Source organism: Pantoea sp. BL1 (assembly GCF_000963985.1).
Classification (GTDB): Bacteria; Pseudomonadota; Gammaproteobacteria; order Enterobacterales; family Enterobacteriaceae; genus Pantoea; species Pantoea rwandensis_B.
In genome coordinates, this window is sequence record NZ_JZRH01000043.1 from 103,834 (window position 1) to 119,685 (window position 15,852).

18 protein-coding genes are annotated in these 15,852 nt (G+C 53.6%); 16 read left to right on the plus strand and 2 right to left on the minus strand.

Annotated elements, in window-relative coordinates; all coding sequences use genetic code 11:
* The first annotated feature begins 40 nt into the window (after nt 1–40).
* The 4 genes from tauA to tauD are packed head-to-tail and all read left to right on the plus strand — an operon-like array spanning nt 41 to nt 3,459.
* Complete coding sequence (gene tauA, locus VH86_RS18950; protein WP_038644312.1) at nt 41–1,021, plus strand: taurine ABC transporter substrate-binding protein; 981 nt, start codon at nt 41–43, stop codon at nt 1,019–1,021.
* A 10-nt stretch (nt 1,022–1,031) separates the two neighbouring features.
* The gene (gene tauB, locus VH86_RS18955; RefSeq protein WP_038644313.1) at nt 1,032–1,799 is read left to right on the plus strand and encodes a taurine ABC transporter ATP-binding subunit; all 768 of its coding nucleotides are present in this window, start codon (nt 1,032–1,034) and stop codon (nt 1,797–1,799) included.
* Nucleotides 1,796–2,623: a taurine ABC transporter permease TauC gene (gene tauC, locus VH86_RS18960; protein WP_038644315.1), complete on the plus strand. Its 828-nt coding sequence runs from the start codon at nt 1,796–1,798 to the stop codon at nt 2,621–2,623. The genes tauB and tauC overlap by 4 nt, the downstream gene beginning before the upstream one ends.
* Nucleotides 2,620–3,459, plus strand: coding sequence for a taurine dioxygenase (gene tauD / locus VH86_RS18965; protein ID WP_045814045.1), 840 nt, complete (start codon nt 2,620–2,622; stop codon nt 3,457–3,459). The genes tauC and tauD overlap by 4 nt, the downstream gene beginning before the upstream one ends.
* A gap of 333 nt (nt 3,460–3,792) precedes the next feature.
* Here the strand turns inward: tauD and VH86_RS18970 are convergent, their stop codons facing one another.
* Complete coding sequence (locus tag VH86_RS18970) at nt 3,793–5,697, minus strand: ABC transporter ATP-binding protein (protein WP_045833794.1); 1,905 nt, start codon at nt 5,695–5,697, stop codon at nt 3,793–3,795.
* Nucleotides 5,698–5,812: 115 nt separating this feature from the next.
* Between VH86_RS18970 and kefG the strand changes: the two genes are divergently transcribed.
* From kefG to slyD, 4 genes are all read left to right on the plus strand, one after another.
* A complete protein-coding gene (gene kefG / locus VH86_RS18975; protein WP_045833795.1) occupies nt 5,813–6,364 on the plus strand; it encodes a glutathione-regulated potassium-efflux system ancillary protein KefG in 552 nt (183 codons plus the stop codon).
* Nucleotides 6,364–8,166, plus strand: coding sequence for a glutathione-regulated potassium-efflux system protein KefB (gene kefB / locus VH86_RS18980; RefSeq protein WP_038644319.1), 1,803 nt, complete (start codon nt 6,364–6,366; stop codon nt 8,164–8,166). Before kefG ends, kefB begins: the two co-directional genes overlap by 1 nt.
* 46 nt (nt 8,167–8,212) lie before the next feature.
* Nucleotides 8,213–8,407 (plus strand): YheV family putative zinc ribbon protein, encoded by a 195-nt coding sequence (locus VH86_RS18985; RefSeq protein ID WP_034830784.1) that lies wholly within the window; start codon nt 8,213–8,215, stop codon nt 8,405–8,407.
* Nucleotides 8,408–8,600: 193 nt separating this feature from the next.
* Nucleotides 8,601–9,155, plus strand: a complete 555-nt coding sequence (gene slyD / locus VH86_RS18990) for a peptidylprolyl isomerase (RefSeq protein ID WP_034830781.1) — start codon at nt 8,601–8,603, stop codon at nt 9,153–9,155.
* A gap of 46 nt (nt 9,156–9,201) precedes the next feature.
* Here slyD and VH86_RS18995 read toward each other — a convergent pair whose 3' ends face one another.
* On the minus strand, nt 9,202–9,420 hold the full coding sequence (locus VH86_RS18995) for a SlyX family protein (protein ID WP_034830802.1): 219 nt from the start codon (nt 9,418–9,420) through the stop codon (nt 9,202–9,204).
* A gap of 279 nt (nt 9,421–9,699) precedes the next feature.
* Here VH86_RS18995 and fkpA point away from each other — a divergent pair, with 279 nt between their 5' ends.
* The 8 genes from fkpA to fusA all read left to right on the plus strand — a co-directional run bounded on the left by fkpA (nt 9,700) and on the right by fusA (nt 15,828).
* On the plus strand, nt 9,700–10,530 hold the full coding sequence (fkpA, locus tag VH86_RS19000; protein ID WP_045833796.1) for an FKBP-type peptidyl-prolyl cis-trans isomerase: 831 nt from the start codon (nt 9,700–9,702) through the stop codon (nt 10,528–10,530).
* A 257-nt stretch (nt 10,531–10,787) separates the two neighbouring features.
* The gene (locus tag VH86_RS19005) at nt 10,788–11,510 is read left to right on the plus strand and encodes a transcriptional regulator (protein ID WP_034830776.1); all 723 of its coding nucleotides are present in this window, start codon (nt 10,788–10,790) and stop codon (nt 11,508–11,510) included.
* Nucleotides 11,510–11,896: a sulfurtransferase complex subunit TusD gene (gene tusD, locus VH86_RS19010; RefSeq protein ID WP_038644322.1), complete on the plus strand. Its 387-nt coding sequence runs from the start codon at nt 11,510–11,512 to the stop codon at nt 11,894–11,896. The genes VH86_RS19005 and tusD overlap by 1 nt, the downstream gene beginning before the upstream one ends.
* Nucleotides 11,896–12,255, plus strand: coding sequence for a sulfurtransferase complex subunit TusC (tusC, locus tag VH86_RS19015; protein WP_038644324.1), 360 nt, complete (start codon nt 11,896–11,898; stop codon nt 12,253–12,255). Before tusD ends, tusC begins: the two co-directional genes overlap by 1 nt.
* A gap of 9 nt (nt 12,256–12,264) precedes the next feature.
* Nucleotides 12,265–12,552 (plus strand): sulfurtransferase complex subunit TusB, encoded by a 288-nt coding sequence (gene tusB / locus VH86_RS19020; RefSeq protein ID WP_034830769.1) that lies wholly within the window; start codon nt 12,265–12,267, stop codon nt 12,550–12,552.
* Between the two features lie 126 nt (nt 12,553–12,678).
* Nucleotides 12,679–13,053, plus strand: a complete 375-nt coding sequence (gene rpsL, locus VH86_RS19025) for a 30S ribosomal protein S12 (protein ID WP_006120575.1) — start codon at nt 12,679–12,681, stop codon at nt 13,051–13,053.
* Between the two features lie 96 nt (nt 13,054–13,149).
* Nucleotides 13,150–13,620: a 30S ribosomal protein S7 gene (gene rpsG, locus VH86_RS19030; RefSeq protein ID WP_007886246.1), complete on the plus strand. Its 471-nt coding sequence runs from the start codon at nt 13,150–13,152 to the stop codon at nt 13,618–13,620.
* A gap of 93 nt (nt 13,621–13,713) precedes the next feature.
* Nucleotides 13,714–15,828 carry an elongation factor G gene (fusA, locus tag VH86_RS19035; protein ID WP_038644327.1) on the plus strand — a complete coding sequence of 705 codons (2,115 nt, stop codon included), beginning with the start codon at nt 13,714–13,716 and terminating at the stop codon, nt 15,826–15,828.
* Nucleotides 15,829–15,852: the final 24 nt, after the last annotated feature.

Below are 15,852 nucleotides of genomic sequence, written 5' to 3' on the forward strand. Positions count from 1 at the left end.
CTGGAGAAACTGCCATCACGACATAACATTGGGGTGAACGATGATGGCAGTAAAAAAAACAATAACGGCAGTGGCGGCAGCATTGGCCCTGATGGCGTTTCAGGCACAGGCGGTGAATGTCACCGTGGCATATCAAACCTCGGCGGAACCGGCCAAAGTGGCGCAGGCCGATAACACCTTTGCCAAAGAGAGTGGCGCGACGGTGGATTGGCGCAAGTTTGATAGCGGTGCCAGCGTGCTGCGGGCATTGGCTTCCGGTGATGTGCAAATCGGTAATATCGGGTCCAGCCCGTTAGCCGTGGCGGCAACACAGCAGTTGCCCATCGAAGCTTTCTTACTGGCATCACAGCTTGGCAATTCCGAAGCGCTGGTGGTGAAGAAATCCATCACCCGTCCCAAGGATCTGATTGGCAAACGCATCGCCGTGCCTTTCATCTCCACCACCCATTACAGCCTGCTGTCAGCGCTCAAGCATTGGGGCATCAAGCCGTCGCAGGTGCAGTTAGTGAATCTGCAACCGCCTGCCATTATTGCGGCGTGGAAGCGCGGTGACATCGACGGCGCGTACGTCTGGTCACCGGCGGTTAACGAGCTGGAAAAGGATGGCACGGTGTTAACCGACTCTTCTCAGGTGGGCAAATGGGGATCGCCAACGCTGGATGTGTGGGTGGTGCGCAAAGATTTCGCCCAGCAGCATCCTGAAATCGTCACTGCCTTTGCGCGCAGCGCGATTGAGGCACAGCAAGCCTACATTGCTAATCCAGAACAGTGGCTGAAGCAGCCCGACAATCTCAGCAAACTGGCGCGCCTGAGTGGCGTACCGGAAAGCGATGTGCCGGTGCTGGTCAAAGGCAATACCTACCTGACCGCACAGCAGCAGGTGGAACAGCTGGGCAAGCCAGTGAACAAAGCCATTGTTGATACCGCGCACTTCCTGAAAGAGCAGGGCAAAGTGCCGGACGCGGCTAATGATTACAGCAGCTTTGTCACCACGCAATTTGTTGCACCTTTAGCGAAATAACGGAGGCGCTATGCTCAGCATCACCAACCTGAATGCACGTTACGCCGGACAACCCGCGCTGCAGGATATCAATCTGCAACTGGATCAACGCGACCTGCTGGTGGTGCTGGGACCGTCTGGCTGTGGCAAAACCACCTTACTGAACTTGATCGCCGGATTCCTGCCGCTGGAGTCCGGCAGTATCACGCTTGATGGCAAAGCGGTAAATGGACCGGGCGCAGAACGCGGCGTGGTGTTTCAGAATGAAGGGCTACTGCCGTGGCGTAACGTGATCGATAACGTGGCGTTTGGCTTGCAGCTGGCGGGAATGGACAAGGCTGAACGCCACACCATTGCTCGCCGTTTAATCCGCAAAGTCGGACTGGAAGGGGCAGAAAAGCGTTATATCTGGCAGCTCTCTGGGGGTCAACGTCAGCGCGTGGGGATTGCGCGTGCGCTGGCGGCTGATCCTCAGTTGCTGCTGTTAGATGAGCCATTTGGTGCGCTGGATGCCTTTACACGCGAACAGATGCAAACCCTGCTGCTGACGCTGTGGCGCGATACCGGCAAACAGATTCTGCTGATTACCCACGATATTGAAGAAGCGGTGTTTCTTGCCAGCGAACTGGTGCTGTTGTCACCGGGACCCGGTCGAGTGGTGGAGCGTATCAAACTCGATTTTGGTCAGCGGTTCGCTGCCGGTGAAGCGTGCCGCAGTATTAAATCCGACCCGGCCTTTATCGAGCGCCGTGAATATGTGCTGAATCAGGTCTTTTCTCAGCGGGAGGCGTTTGTATGAGTGCGGTGATTGATGAGAAAACCCAGACTCGCCGACGCACACTGCGCTGGCCGTTTTCCCCCCAGTTTTCATTGAGTCTACTGAGTGTCGCGCTGTTACTGCTGGTGTGGTGGGGCGTCACGACGCTGGGTTTGGTGGCCCCCCTGTTTCTGCCGCCGCCACAGCAGGTGCTGCAAAAGCTGCTGCTGATTGCCAGCCCGCAAGGTTTTATGGATGCCACGTTATGGCAGCACCTGGGCGCCAGCCTGACGCGCATGCTGGTGGCACTGTTCTTTGCCGCGCTGATTGGTATTCCCGTCGGCATTGCGATGGGCCTAAGCCCGGCGATTCGGGGGCTGCTCGATCCACTGATTGAACTCTATCGCCCGGTGCCACCGCTCGCTTATTTGCCGCTGATGGTGATTTGGTTCGGTATCGGTGAGACCTCAAAAATATTACTGATTTATCTGGCGATCTTCGCACCGGTAACGCTCTCGACGTTGGCGGGTGTGAAGAATGCTCAGCAGGTACGGATTCGCGCGGCACAGGCATTGGGCGCGTCGCGCTGGCAGCTGCTGCGCTTTGTCATCTTGCCGGGCGCCTTGCCGGAAATTCTCACGGGTTTGCGCATTGGCCTCGGCGTCGGCTGGTCAACGCTGGTGGCTGCCGAACTGATTGCCGCCACGCGCGGACTGGGATTTATGGTGCAGTCGGCGGGCGAGTTCCTTGCCACCGATGTGGTGCTGGCCGGAATCGCCGTGATTGCCTTGATCGCTTTTAGCTTAGAACTGGGTCTGCGCGCTTTGCAGCGCCGATTAACGCCCTGGAATGGAGAACAGCAATGAACGAACGTATCACCTTTACCGCGCTGGGCCCGTATATCGGTGCGCAGGTCAGCGACCTCGATCTCAGCCGCCCGTTAAGCGACGCGCAGTTTGAGCAGCTTTATCATGGTCTGCTGCGCCATCAGGTGTTGTTCCTGCGTAATCAGGTGATTACACCGGAACAGCATCGCGCTCTGGCGATCCGCTTCGGCGATCTGCACATCCATCCGGTGTATCCGCATGCCGAGGGGGTGGAAGAAATTATCGTGCTGGATACCCATCAGGACAATCCGCCGGATAACGATAACTGGCACACCGATGTGACCTTTATTCAAACGCCTCCAGCGATTGCGATTTTAGCGTCGAAGCTGCTGCCGGAAAGCGGTGGCGACACGCTGTGGTCCACGGGCATTGCGGCTTATGAAGCGCTGTCCGAGCCTTTCAAGCAGCTGCTGAGTGGCTTACAGGCAGAACACGATTTCAAGAAGTCATTCCAGGAATATAAATACCGTAAGACCGAAGAGGAACATCAACGCTGGCAACAGGCCGTGGCGAAGCATCCGCCGGTGCACCATCCCGTCATTCGCACGCACCCGGTGAGCGGGCGTAAGGCGCTGTTTGTGAATGAAGGCTTCACGACGCGTTTACTGGGATTGCGTGAGAAGGAGAGCGAAGCACTGCTGAATTTCCTGTTCTGGCACACGGCAAAACCGGAGTTTCAGGTGCGCTGGCGCTGGCAGGAGAATGATGTGGCGATTTGGGATAACCGCGTCACGCAGCATTATGCCAATGCGGATTATTATCCGGCGCGTAGAGTGATGCATCGCGCAACCGTGCTGGGTGATGTGCCGTTCTAACTGGCTGATTCATATCCGTAGCGGCACTATTTATCGCGCGTGTCTAAAAAAATGCGCAATAAATTGCGCCGCTACGAAGTGTGCAAACATCCAGACAAGCGCACAAGATACAGCGATGAGAATCTAAACAGGACAGGAAAGCCCCGCCCGAAGAGCAAAGCGTCCGCCACATGGATGTGGCGGTCGATCAGCATGGATGCGAGATCCCTTTGCGATCGGGCGGGGCTTTTCTGGCCCTTACACCAAACCCGGCAGCAACATAAACAGCAACACAAACAGCAACACAATTTACCAGGTTCGCAAAATGCTAACCCTACAGAATCAACCTAGCGGCTAGCCCGCCAGCATCTGCTCCAGTTGTTCTTGCGCATCCAGCCAGGCCATTTCAACGTCTTCCAGCGCCGATTTGCTTTCAGCCTGACGTTGCAGCGCCGAGGTTAAATCGGCCTTACGGCTCTGATCGTAAATCGCACTGTCTGACAGCATCGCTTCCGCTTCACTGAGCTGGCTCTGCCACTTCGCCATCTGCTTCTCTAACTTCTCGATCTCTTTACGCAACGGCTGGGTTTGCGCACGCAGTTCGGCATCGCGGCGTTTCTGATCTTTACGAGACTGGGCGCTGTTGGCGTTATCCTGCTTCGGTGCAGCATCCTGCTGGGCTTGCTGCTTTTGCAGATCGCTCAACCACTGCTGGTAATCATCGAGATCGCCTTCAAACATATCGACTTTGCGGTCATGGACCAGATAGAGATCGTCGGTGGTGGATCGTAGTAAATGACGGTCATGCGAAACCACCACCAGCGCGCCTTCGAAATCAATCAGCGCTTCGGTCAATGCCTGTCGCATGTCGAGATCGAGGTGGTTGGTCGGTTCATCGAGTAGCAGCAGATTTGGACGTTGCCAGACGATCAGTGCCAGCACCAGCCGCGCTTTTTCACCGCCGGAGAAACGCTCGGTGATTTCACTGACTTTATCCCCCTGGAAACCGAAGCCGCCGAGATAATCACGTAGCTGTTGTTCCAGCGTTTGTGGCGCAATGCGGGCCAGATGCTGCAATGGCGATTCATCGGCGCGCAGGTATTCAAGTTGATGCTGAGCGAAGTAGCCAAGCTTGATGCCTTTTGCCAGGCCAACTTTGCCATCCAGCGCTTCAATCTCACCGGCCAGCAGTTTGATCAGCGTTGATTTACCCGCACCGTTACGACCGAGCAGACCGATGCGTGAACCCGGCACCAGATTCAGTTTGATAGCATCAAGAATGATGCGTTCGCCGTAACCCGCCGTGACTTTCTCCATTTTCAGTAAGGGATTCGGCAGGCTTTCTGGCGCGCGGAAGCTAAAACTGAACGGGTTATCGACGTGAGCGGGGGCAATTAACTCCATGCGCTCCAGCATCTTGATACGGCTCTGCGCCTGTTTGGCTTTAGTGGCCTGGGCGCGGAAGCGATCAATATACTTTTGCAGGTGCTGTACTTTTTCCTGCTGGCTCTGGAACAACGCCTGCTGCTGCGCCAGTTTGGCGACGCGCTGGCGCTCGAACGAGCTGTAGTTGCCGGTGTATTCGAACATCGTCTGCTGTTCGATATGAATGATTTTATCCACCACCGGATCAAGGAAGTCTCGGTCATGCGAGATGAGGATCAGCGTGCCTTCATAGCTTTTCAACCAGCGCTCAAGCCAGATAACGGCGTCAAGATCGAGGTGGTTAGTCGGTTCATCAAGCAGCAGCAGATCGGATCGGCACACCAGCGCTTGCGCAAGGTTAAGGCGCATACGCCAGCCGCCGGAGAAATCACTCACCGGCCGCATTAACTGTTCCTGGCTAAAGCCCAATCCGTGCAGCAGGCTGGAGGCGCGAGCATGTATGCTCCACGCCTGAATCGCATCCAGCTTGCCGTGCAACAGGGCGATGGCGTTGCCGTCATCCCTGGCGTTGGCATCAACTAATTCGGATTCAAGCTGACGATATTCGCGGTCGCCGTCGATAACATATTCCAGCGCGGCTTTACTAAGGGCCGGGGTTTCCTGGTTCACCCATGCCAGCGCCCAGTTACCAGGGAAAGTGAAATTGCCTGCATCACTGCTAATTTCGCCCTTCAGTAGCGACAGCAGCGTGGATTTTCCACAGCCGTTCTTACCCACCAAACCGACTTTTTGGCCGGGATTAATGGTGGCTGTTGCGTTGTCCAGCAGCACGTTGGTGCCGCGGCGTATTTGTAATGCGGAAAAGACAATCATAAGCGCCGTATCGTCAGAATATGTTAATTTATCGGCAACATAATTCAATAATGGTTAGTTGCGTCGAGCATGGTAGCGGAATTCCGCTGCGGTGACGACGCTTTGGAGGGGAACGATGTCGCAGCCACCCAAAATTTTGCTGCTTTACGCCCATCCGGAAACACAGGATTCGATTGCTAATCGGGTTTTGCTGCAGTCGGCTATGGAACTGGACCACGTCACGGTGCACGATTTATACGCCCACTATCCGGACTTTTTTATTGATATTCATTACGAGCAGCAGTTGTTGCGCGACCACCAAATCATTGTTTTCCAGCACCCGCTATACACCTATAGCTGCCCGGCTTTGCTGAAAGAGTGGCTGGATCGCGTGTTGTCGCGCGGTTTTGCCAGCGGTCAGGACGGGAATGCGCTGGAGGGCAAGTACTGGCGCAGCGTGGTGACCACCGGAGAACCAGAAACCGCGTACCACCACAATGGTCTGAATCGTTATCCGATGAGCGACATCATGCGTCCGTTTGAGCTGACGGCGCAGATGTGTCGTATGCACTGGATGACGCCGATGGTGATCTACTGGGCTCGCCGCCAGACGCCGGAAGTGCTGCGCAATTATGCGCGCGCCTATCGTGACTGGCTCTCGTCACCGTTGCCGCAGGGAGTGATGTGATGGAAGGTCAAACGTTACTCACCGCCGGAGTGATTTATCTGGTGGCTGCTGTGGTTGTGGTGCCGATTGCGGCACGACTTGGCATTGGTGCCGTACTGGGTTATCTGCTGGCCGGCATTGCCATCGGCCCGTGGGGGCTAGGCTTTATCAGCGACGTTGATGAGATTCTGCACTTCTCCGAACTCGGCGTGGTGTTCCTGATGTTCATCATCGGGCTGGAGTTGAATCCTGCCAAGCTTTGGGCGTTAAGACGTTCAATCTTTGGCGTGGGCGCTGCGCAGGTATTGGTTTCTGCGGCGATTCTTGGTGTGCTGTTGTGGCTAACCAACTTTAGCTGGCAGGCTGCGACTATCGGCGGGATTGGCCTGGCCATGTCCTCCACGGCCATGGCACTGCAATTGATGCGCGATAAAGGCATGAATCGTAGCGAAGCGGGACAGCTCGGCTTCTCAGTGCTCCTCTTCCAGGATTTGGCTGTCATCCCCGCATTAGCACTTGTGCCGTTGCTGGCCGGTGGGGACAGCGGTCATGTTGACTGGCTGAAAGTGGGTATGAAGGTGCTGGCGTTTGCCGGCATGCTGGTGGGTGGCCGTTATCTGCTGCGTCCGATTTTCCGCTTTATCGCCGCTTCCGGTGTGCGTGAAGTGTTCACGGCGGCTTCATTATTACTGGTGCTGGGCTCGGCGCTGTTTATGGATATGCTAGGGCTGTCGATGGCCCTCGGCACCTTTATCGCCGGGATCCTACTGGCCGAGAGTGAATATCGGCACGAGCTTGAAGTGGCGATCGAACCCTTCAAAGGGTTGCTGCTCGGGCTGTTCTTTATTTCCGTTGGCATGGCGCTGAATTTGGGCGTGCTCTATACCCATATCGCGGAAATTATCCTTGGCGTAGTGATTCTGGTGGCGGTGAAAACGCTGGTGCTCTATGTGCTTGGCCGTATTTATGGCTTACGCAGTTCCGAGCGCCTGCAGTTTGCCGGGGTGCTTAGTCAGGGCGGTGAATTTGCTTTTGTGCTGTTTTCGGCGGCCTCGTCGGCCAAACTGTTTAGCGGCGATCAATTACCCCTGTTGCTGGTGACGGTGACGCTGTCGATGATGACTACACCGCTGTTGATGCAGGGGGTAGATAAAATTCTCGCACGCCGGTTCAATGAGCCCGATGATGACAATGAGAAGCCGTTTGTCGAAGATGATCAGCCGCAGGTGATTGTGGTGGGCTTTGGTCGTTTTGGTCAGGTGGTGGGCCGCTTGCTGATGGCTAACAATAAGCGTATTACGGTGCTGGAGCGTGACATCTCGGCTGTCAGCCTGATGCGCAAATATGGCTATAAGGTTTACTATGGCGATGCCACTGAGCTTGAGTTACTGCGTGCTGCCGGTGCGGAGAATGCACAATCCATTGTGATTACCTGCAATGATCCAGAAGATTCGATGTCCATCGTTCACCTTTGCCAGCAGCACTTCCCGCAGTTGGAAATCCTGGCGCGTGCGCGTGGCCGTGTGGAAGCCCATGAATTACTGCAAGCGGGCGTCACGCTGTTCTCGCGTGAAACCTTCTCCAGTGCGCTGGAGCTGGGACGCAAGACGCTGATTTCACTCGGTATGCATCCGCATCAGGCGCAACGTGCGCAACAGCACTTCCGTCGACTCGATATGCGCATGCTGCGTGAGCTGGTGCCAAGCCACGATGATAACGCGCAGGCCTCACGTGTGCGTGAAGCTCGCCGTGAGTTAGAAGACATCTTCCAGCGCGAAATGCAGCATGAAAAGCGCCAGATCGACGGTTGGGATGACGAGTAGGACTACACTTAACATATCCGTTGCTTAATAGCGGGCAGGAAAGAGTATGCGTAAACGTTTTATTGCTGGTGCGGTATGTCCGCAATGTCAGGAAAAAGACACGCTGGCGTTATGGCGTGAAAACAATGTCGAAGTGGTGGAGTGCGTGCAGTGCGGCCATCAAATGCGTGAAGCGGATAAACAAGTTCGCGATAAGGTGCGCAGCAATGAGCAAGTGATCGGCATTTTTCATCCTGAGTAGCGGAATGGCGCAGCTTTTTTTAAGCTTAAACTTACAGCGGGATTGAATTCCGCTACAATCGGCGCCATTAACGCTGAGCTGTATGCAGCAACACATTTGTTGGCATCCTCAGTCTTGAACCTTTCTGGTTGGTTATTGCACGCAAAATAGACCAATGAGACGGGATCTCAGTTCTCAACGGTTAGGAGATATCATGAAAGTAGCAAAAGACCTGGTGGTGAGCCTGGCGTATCAGGTTCGTACCGAAGACGGTGTGTTGGTTGACGAGTCACCGGTGAGTGCACCGTTGGACTATCTGCACGGTCATGGTTCCCTGATTTCTGGTCTGGAAAAAGCGCTGGAAAATCACGCGGTTGGCGATAAGTTTGATGTGCATATTCCAGCAAACGACGCTTACGGTCAGTACGATGACAACCTGGTGCAGCGTGTACCAAAAGACGTGTTCATGGGCGTCGACGAACTGCAGGTTGGCATGCGCTTCCTGGCAGAAACCGATCAGGGTCCAGTGCCGGTTGAAATCACCGAAGTGGAAGACGAGCACGTTGTGGTTGATGGTAACCACATGCTGGCGGGTCAGAACCTGAACTTCAACGTGGAAGTGGTAGCGATCCGTGAAGCAACGGAAGAAGAAATCGCTCACGGCCATGTGCATGGCGCGGATGGTCATCATCATGACCACGATCACGACCATGGTCACGATCATGGCCAGGGCGGTTGTGGTACTGGCGGTTGCGGCTGCAGCCACTAAGTTCTGCATTGAACAACAAAAGGCCACCTCCGGGTGGCCTTTTGCTTTAATAGTGCGGTGGTGGCGTCTCTTCGGACTGCGAAGCAATCGGTGAGGGTGTCGCTGCTTTCACTTTATCCACTAATAAACGTACCTGTTCGCGCATACGACTCATCTCTAGTTCGTGTTGAGTCACCGTCAGATTGAGCTGATCGATGGTATGCTCCTGAAATGCCAGTTTGCTCTCCAGCGCCTCAAGGCGTTGTTCCCACTCTTCATGCTGCATCATCTCTTCTCCTGTCACGGTGCTGCGCCTGGCGCGTATCGGGCGTGATTCTACGGCCTTTAGCGCCAGAATCACCCGATTTTTAACCTTTATGGGGCTTTGCGGTTGAAATCAGCGCTAATGCCTTCATCTCTGGTGAAACTTCCTGATGCAAAAAAGGTCGGATGTTAAGCGGGTAATTACGTTGTGGGAGTGTTCGCCGCTGCCACGTAAAGTTATAGTGTGGGCCACTGTCCGCAATGATTCCCGAGGTTTAGATGCTTCGGTTTTGGAGAAAGGATGAAATCACTGTTTAAAGTCACATTGTTAGCTACCACCATGGCCATTGCGCTGAATGCACCGCTGGCAATGGCAGCTGAAACCGCTGCGGCTCCGGCTGACGCTGCTCAGGCAGCACCGCAGGCACCGAAAAATGCTGCCTTCAAAAACGAAGACCAGCAGTCAGCTTATGCGCTGGGTGCCTCTTTGGGTCGCTACATGGACAACTCTCTGAAGGAACAAGAGAAGCTGGGCATCAAACTGGACAAAGATCAGCTGATCGCAGGTGTTCAGGATGCATTCGGTGGCAAGAGCAAACTGTCTGATCAAGAGATCGAGCAGACACTGCAAGCCTTCGAAGGCCGCGTGAAAGGCGCTGCACAGGCGAAGATGGAAAAAGACGCGAAAGAGAACTCTGACAAGGGTGCCGCTTACGCTGATAAATTCGCCAAAGAAAAAGGCGTGAAGAAAACTGAATCTGGCTTGCTGTATCAGGTTGAGAAAGAAGGCACCGGTGACGCACCTAAAGACAGCGACACCGTCGTCGTGAACTATAAAGGTACGCTGATTGACGGTACCGAGTTTGATAACTCTTACACCCGTGGCGAGCCACTGTCATTCCGTCTCGACGGCGTGATCCCAGGCTGGACCGAAGGTCTGAAGCACGTGAAGAAAGGCGGCAAGATCAAGCTGGTGATCCCACCGAACCTGGCTTACGGCAAAAATGGCGTTCCGGGCATTCCGGCCAACTCAACGCTGGTATTTGATGTTGAGTTGCTGGATATCAAGCCAGCGCCAAAAGCGGATGAGAAAGCACAGGCTCCGGCCGCTGCTGATAAGAAAGCGCAGTAATCTGCTTGCGCTTCTGACGCCGCCTCCGGGCGGCGTTTTTATTTGTCCGCCAGACTTGAGATTCGCTGGCTGTACTCGCAATACTCAGGGCTGAACGAACATGCCGTCTTGCAGCCACCCAAATTGTTTAGGGGAATGAGTAAAGCTCTGGCTAAACATCCCGACATTTGCCAGACTAGCGCCTGCACAACTATCACAATATGAGTCTGCCCCAAAGCTGTCGAGACAGGCTCCAGCCATTTAGGGTAATGTCTTCGATGTCTAATCCATTCAATCCCGGTGAACTGACTGACTTCGATTTACTGGAGCAACGTCCGTTCGAGCAAGCCGATTACGATATTCTCAAATCTTACGAAGCCGTCGTTGATGGCCTCGCGATGCTGATCGGCTCGCACTGCGAAATCGTGCTGCATTCACTGGAAGATTTGAAATGCTCCGCCGTGCGCATCGCCAACGGTGAACATACCGGCCGCAAAGTGGGCTCGCCGATTACCGATTTGGCATTGCGCATGCTGCATGATATGCATGGCGCAGACAGCAATGTGTCCCGTGCTTACTTCACGCGCGCCAAAAGCGGTGTGCTGATGAAATCTGTCACCATTGCGATTCGCAATCGTCAGCAGCGAGTGATTGGCCTGCTGTGTATCAACATGAACCTTGATGTGCCGTTCTCGCAGATTATGTCGACCTTTATGCCGCCGGAAATGCAGCAGGTGGATTCCAACGTCAACTTTGCCAGCTCAGTCGAAGACCTGGTGATGCAAACGCTGGAATTTACCATTGAGGAAGTGAGTAACGACCGCAACGTCTCGAACAACGCCAAGAATCGCCAGATTGTGCTCAACCTGTATGAGAAGGGAATTTTTGATATCAAGGATGCGATTAACCAGGTCGCTGACCGTCTCAATATTTCCAAGCACACGGTTTACCTCTACATCCGTCAGTTCAAAAGCGGTGACTTCCAGGGGCAGGATCGCTAATGCGTTATACCTTGCTGGTAACGGGGCCGGCGTACGGTACGCAGCATGCCAGTAGTGCATTGCTGTTTGCTCGTGCGTTGCTCAAAGCAGGGCATCAGCTGGAAAGTGTTTTCTTTTATAGAGAAGGCGTGCTGAATGCCAACCAGCTTAGTGCACCTGCCAGCGATGAAGTGGATGTGGTGCGCGCATGGCAACAACTGCGTGAAGAGAGCGGTGCCGCGCTGAATATTTGCGTGGCTGCCGCATTGCGCCGTGGCGTGACGGATGAACAGGAAGCCACTCGCTTGCAACTGGCAGGCAGTAATTTGCAGCCTGGTTTTGAACTGAGCGGCTTAGGTGCGCTGGCAGAAGCCGCGTTGAGCTGTGATCGTCTGGTGCAATTCTGATGAATCGCGTGGCATTTCTTTTCACTCAGGCACCTCACGGTAGCAGCGCGGGCAGGGAAGGGCTGGATGCGGTGCTGGCCACTGGCGCGCTCAGCGAAGACATTGGACTGTTCTTTATTGGCGATGGCGTGCTGCAACTGCAACGCGAACAGCAGCCTGAGCAGATTTTGGCTCGCAACTATATCGCGACGTTTGGCGTGCTCGATCTCTACGACATCGACCAGTGTTTCGTCTGCCGCGAGTCACTTGATGCGCGCGGGCAAAGCCTGACGGCTGAACGTGTGATGACGGCTGAAGTGCTGGATGCCGCGACACTGCGCCAGACACTCGCCACTTATCACCGAATCCTTCGTTTCTGAGAATCCAACATGCTCTACACGCTACTGCAATCACCCTGGCAATGCGATATCGATAGCCTGTTACTGCTGATGCAGGAGGGCGACGATTTGCTGCTAATGCAGGATGGCGTCACGGCCGCGCTTGAGGGCAGCCAGATGTTCATCAAGCTGCAAGCCTCTCCGGCCGCGCTTTGGGTCCTTGAGGAAGATGTGGTCGCGCGTGGGTTGGTTGAGCAAATTTCAACCAAAGTAGCACGTTTGGACTATACTGGTTTCGTTGCGATGACGGTGAAGCACCAACAACAAGTGGCCTGGTAGCAAGGAAAACCTGGTTATTTCTTGACACCCTTTTGACACAGCCCTAAAATTCTGCCTCCTCGTAGTAATACGAGGCGATTTATTACGTGTTTACGAAGCAAAAAGCTAAATTCCAGGAGCTATTTAATGGCAACAGTTAACCAGCTGGTTCGCAAACCACGCGTACGCAAAGTTGCAAAGAGCAACGTGCCTGCGCTGGAAGCTTGCCCGCAGAAACGTGGTGTTTGTACTCGTGTGTACACCACTACCCCTAAAAAACCAAACTCAGCACTGCGTAAAGTTTGCCGTGTGCGTTTGACTAACGGTTTTGAAGTTACCTCCTATATTGGCGGTGAAGGTCATAACCTCCAGGAACACTCAGTGATCCTGATCCGTGGCGGTCGTGTTAAAGACTTGCCAGGTGTGCGTTACCACACCGTTCGCGGCGCGCTTGACTGCTCAGGTGTTAAAGACCGTAAGCAGTCACGCTCCAAGTACGGCGTGAAGAAGCCAAAGGCTTAATGGTTCTCCGTTAAGTAAGGCCAAACATTTTCACTTTAATGTCAAAATAAACTCGTAGAGTTTTGGACAATCCTGAATTAACAACGGAGTATTTCCATGCCACGTCGTCGCGTCATTGGTCAGCGTAAAATCCTGCCAGATCCTAAGTTCGGATCAGAATTGCTGGCTAAATTTGTAAACATCCTGATGGTAGATGGTAAAAAATCTACTGCAGAATCTATCGTCTATACCGCACTTGATACCCTGGCTCAACGTGCAGGTAAAGATGGTCTGGAAGCTTTCGAAGTTGCTCTCGAAAACGTACGTCCGACTGTAGAAGTTAAGTCACGTCGCGTTGGTGGTTCAACCTACCAGGTTCCAGTTGAAGTCCGTCCGGTTCGTCGTAATGCTCTGGCAATGCGTTGGATCGTTGAAGCTGCTCGTAAACGCGGTGATAAATCAATGGCTCTTCGCCTGGCGAACGAACTTTCTGACGCTGCAGAGAACAAAGGTACTGCAGTTAAGAAACGTGAAGACGTTCACCGTATGGCTGAAGCCAACAAGGCGTTCGCACACTACCGCTGGTAACAGCCACGTAGTTGTTATTAACCCAGCGGGCGTCCCAGTGGCTTACCTGCTGGGCTTTTTTAACTTAGAACGTCTCAGAATTAGAGGAATCAAATGGCTCGTAAAACACCCATTGAGCGCTATCGTAACATCGGTATCAGTGCTCACATCGACGCCGGTAAAACTACCACTACCGAACGTGTTCTGTTCTACACCGGTGTAAACCACAAAATCGGTGAAGTGCATGACGGCGCCGCAACCATGGACTGGATGGAGCAGGAACAGGAACGTGGTATTACCATCACTTCCGCTGCAACCACCTGTTACTGGTCAGGTATGGCTAAGCAGTTCGAGCCACACCACGTCAACATCATTGACACCCCGGGACACGTTGACTTCACCATTGAAGTTGAGCGTTCTATGCGTGTGCTTGATGGCGCAGTAATGGTTTACTGTGCGGTTGGTGGTGTTCAGCCACAGTCTGAAACCGTATGGCGCCAGGCTAACAAATATAAAGTTCCACGCATCGCGTTCGTTAACAAAATGGACCGCATGGGTGCTAACTTCCTGAAAGTTGTTGACCAGATGAAAACGCGCCTGGGTGCAAACCCGGTTCCACTTCAGCTGGCTATTGGCGCAGAAGAGAAATTCACCGGTGTTGTTGACCTGGTGAAAATGAAAGCCATCAACTGGAACGATGAAGATCAGGGCGTTACCTTCGTTTACGAAGATATCCCAGCTGATATGCAGGAACTGGCTGAAGAGTGGCGTGCCAACCTGGTTGAAGCCGCTGCTGAAGGTTCTGATGAGCTGATGGAGAAATTCTTCGGCGGTGAAGAGCTGACTGAAGAAGAGATCAAAACTTCTCTGCGTAAGCGCGTGCTGAAAAACGAAATCATCCTGGTAACCTGTGGTTCTGCATTTAAGAACAAAGGTGTTCAGGCGATGCTGGATGCGGTTGTTGAATACCTGCCAGCACCGACTGACGTTACCGCGATCAACGGTATGCTGGACGACGGTAAAGACACCCCGGCTGAGCGTCATTCTGACGACAACGAGCCGTTTGCTGCTCTGGCGTTCAAAATCGCAACCGACCCGTTTGTGGGTAACCTGACCTTCTTCCGCGTTTACTCTGGTGTTGTTAACACCGGTGACACCGTGTTCAACCCGGTTAAGTCAAACCGTGAGCGTCTGGGCCGTATCGTTCAGATGCACGCAAACAAACGTGAAGAGATCAAAGAAGTTCGTGCGGGCGACATCGCAGCAGCGATCGGCCTGAAAGATGTGACCACTGGTGACACCCTGTGTGATCCAGAAAACGTCATCATTCTTGAGCGCATGGAATTCCCAGAGCCGGTAATCTCTATCGCCGTTGAGCCGAAAACCAAAGCTGACCAGGAAAAAATGGGTCTGGCTCTGGGTCGTCTGGCGAAAGAAGATCCATCATTCCGTGTATGGACTGACGAAGAATCTAATCAGACCATCATCGCGGGTATGGGTGAGCTGCACCTCGACATCATCGTTGACCGTATGAAGCGTGAGTTCAACGTTGAAGCGAACGTCGGTAAACCACAGGTTGCTTATCGCGAAGCGATTCGTTCTAAAGTTACCGATGTTGAAGGTAAACACGCTAAGCAGTCTGGTGGTCGTGGTCAGTACGGTCATGTTGTTATCGACATGTACCCACTGGAGCCGGGTGTTAACCCGAAAGGCTACGAATTTGTCAACGATATCAAGGGCGGTGTGATTCCAACTGAATACATCCCTGCGGTTGATAAAGGTATCCAGGAGCAGCTGAAGTCTGGTCCACTGGCCGGTTATCCGGTAGTTGACCTGGGTGTTCGTCTGCACTTCGGTTCTTACCATGACGTTGACTCCTCTGAGCTGGCGTTTAAACTGGCCGCTTCTTTAGCCTTCAAAGATGGCTTTAAGAAAGCACAGCCAGTTCTGCTTGAGCCGATCATGAAGGTTGAAGTAGAGACTCCGGAAGAGAACACCGGTGACGTTATCGGTGACCTTAGCCGTCGTCGTGGTATGCTCAAAGGACAGGAATCTAACGCTACTGGCGTTCAGATCCATGCTGAAGTTCCGCTGTCTGAAATGTTCGGATATGCAACCCAGCTGCGTTCTCTGACCAAAGGCCGTGCTTCTTACTCCATGGAGTTCCTGAAGTACGATGATGCGCCGAACAACGTCGCTCAGGCCGTTATTGAAGCTCGTAGCAAATAAGCTACGGTTTAAAAATTGTGAACT

What these genes read in the sequence shown, in the direction of transcription:
- VH86_RS18970 (WP_045833794.1), bottom strand. Translation starts at nt 5,697, where the DNA reads ATGATTGTCTTTTCCGCATTACAAATACGCCGCGGCACCAACGTGCTG.
- tauD (WP_045814045.1), top strand. Translation starts at nt 2,620, where the DNA reads ATGAACGAACGTATCACCTTTACCGCGCTGGGCCCGTATATCGGTGCG.
- fusA (WP_038644327.1), top strand. Translation starts at nt 13,714, where the DNA reads ATGGCTCGTAAAACACCCATTGAGCGCTATCGTAACATCGGTATCAGT.
- VH86_RS18985 (WP_034830784.1), top strand. Translation starts at nt 8,213, where the DNA reads ATGCGTAAACGTTTTATTGCTGGTGCGGTATGTCCGCAATGTCAGGAA.
- tusC (WP_038644324.1), top strand. Translation starts at nt 11,896, where the DNA reads ATGAATCGCGTGGCATTTCTTTTCACTCAGGCACCTCACGGTAGCAGC.
- tauA (WP_038644312.1), top strand. Translation starts at nt 41, where the DNA reads ATGATGGCAGTAAAAAAAACAATAACGGCAGTGGCGGCAGCATTGGCC.
- kefB (WP_038644319.1), top strand. Translation starts at nt 6,364, where the DNA reads ATGGAAGGTCAAACGTTACTCACCGCCGGAGTGATTTATCTGGTGGCT.
- rpsG (WP_007886246.1), top strand. Translation starts at nt 13,150, where the DNA reads ATGCCACGTCGTCGCGTCATTGGTCAGCGTAAAATCCTGCCAGATCCT.
- VH86_RS18995 (WP_034830802.1), bottom strand. Translation starts at nt 9,420, where the DNA reads ATGCAGCATGAAGAGTGGGAACAACGCCTTGAGGCGCTGGAGAGCAAA.
- tusB (WP_034830769.1), top strand. Translation starts at nt 12,265, where the DNA reads ATGCTCTACACGCTACTGCAATCACCCTGGCAATGCGATATCGATAGC.
- VH86_RS19005 (WP_034830776.1), top strand. Translation starts at nt 10,788, where the DNA reads ATGTCTAATCCATTCAATCCCGGTGAACTGACTGACTTCGATTTACTG.
- kefG (WP_045833795.1), top strand. Translation starts at nt 5,813, where the DNA reads ATGTCGCAGCCACCCAAAATTTTGCTGCTTTACGCCCATCCGGAAACA.
- rpsL (WP_006120575.1), top strand. Translation starts at nt 12,679, where the DNA reads ATGGCAACAGTTAACCAGCTGGTTCGCAAACCACGCGTACGCAAAGTT.
- tauC (WP_038644315.1), top strand. Translation starts at nt 1,796, where the DNA reads ATGAGTGCGGTGATTGATGAGAAAACCCAGACTCGCCGACGCACACTG.
- tauB (WP_038644313.1), top strand. Translation starts at nt 1,032, where the DNA reads ATGCTCAGCATCACCAACCTGAATGCACGTTACGCCGGACAACCCGCG.
- tusD (WP_038644322.1), top strand. Translation starts at nt 11,510, where the DNA reads ATGCGTTATACCTTGCTGGTAACGGGGCCGGCGTACGGTACGCAGCAT.
- fkpA (WP_045833796.1), top strand. Translation starts at nt 9,700, where the DNA reads ATGAAATCACTGTTTAAAGTCACATTGTTAGCTACCACCATGGCCATT.
- slyD (WP_034830781.1), top strand. Translation starts at nt 8,601, where the DNA reads ATGAAAGTAGCAAAAGACCTGGTGGTGAGCCTGGCGTATCAGGTTCGT.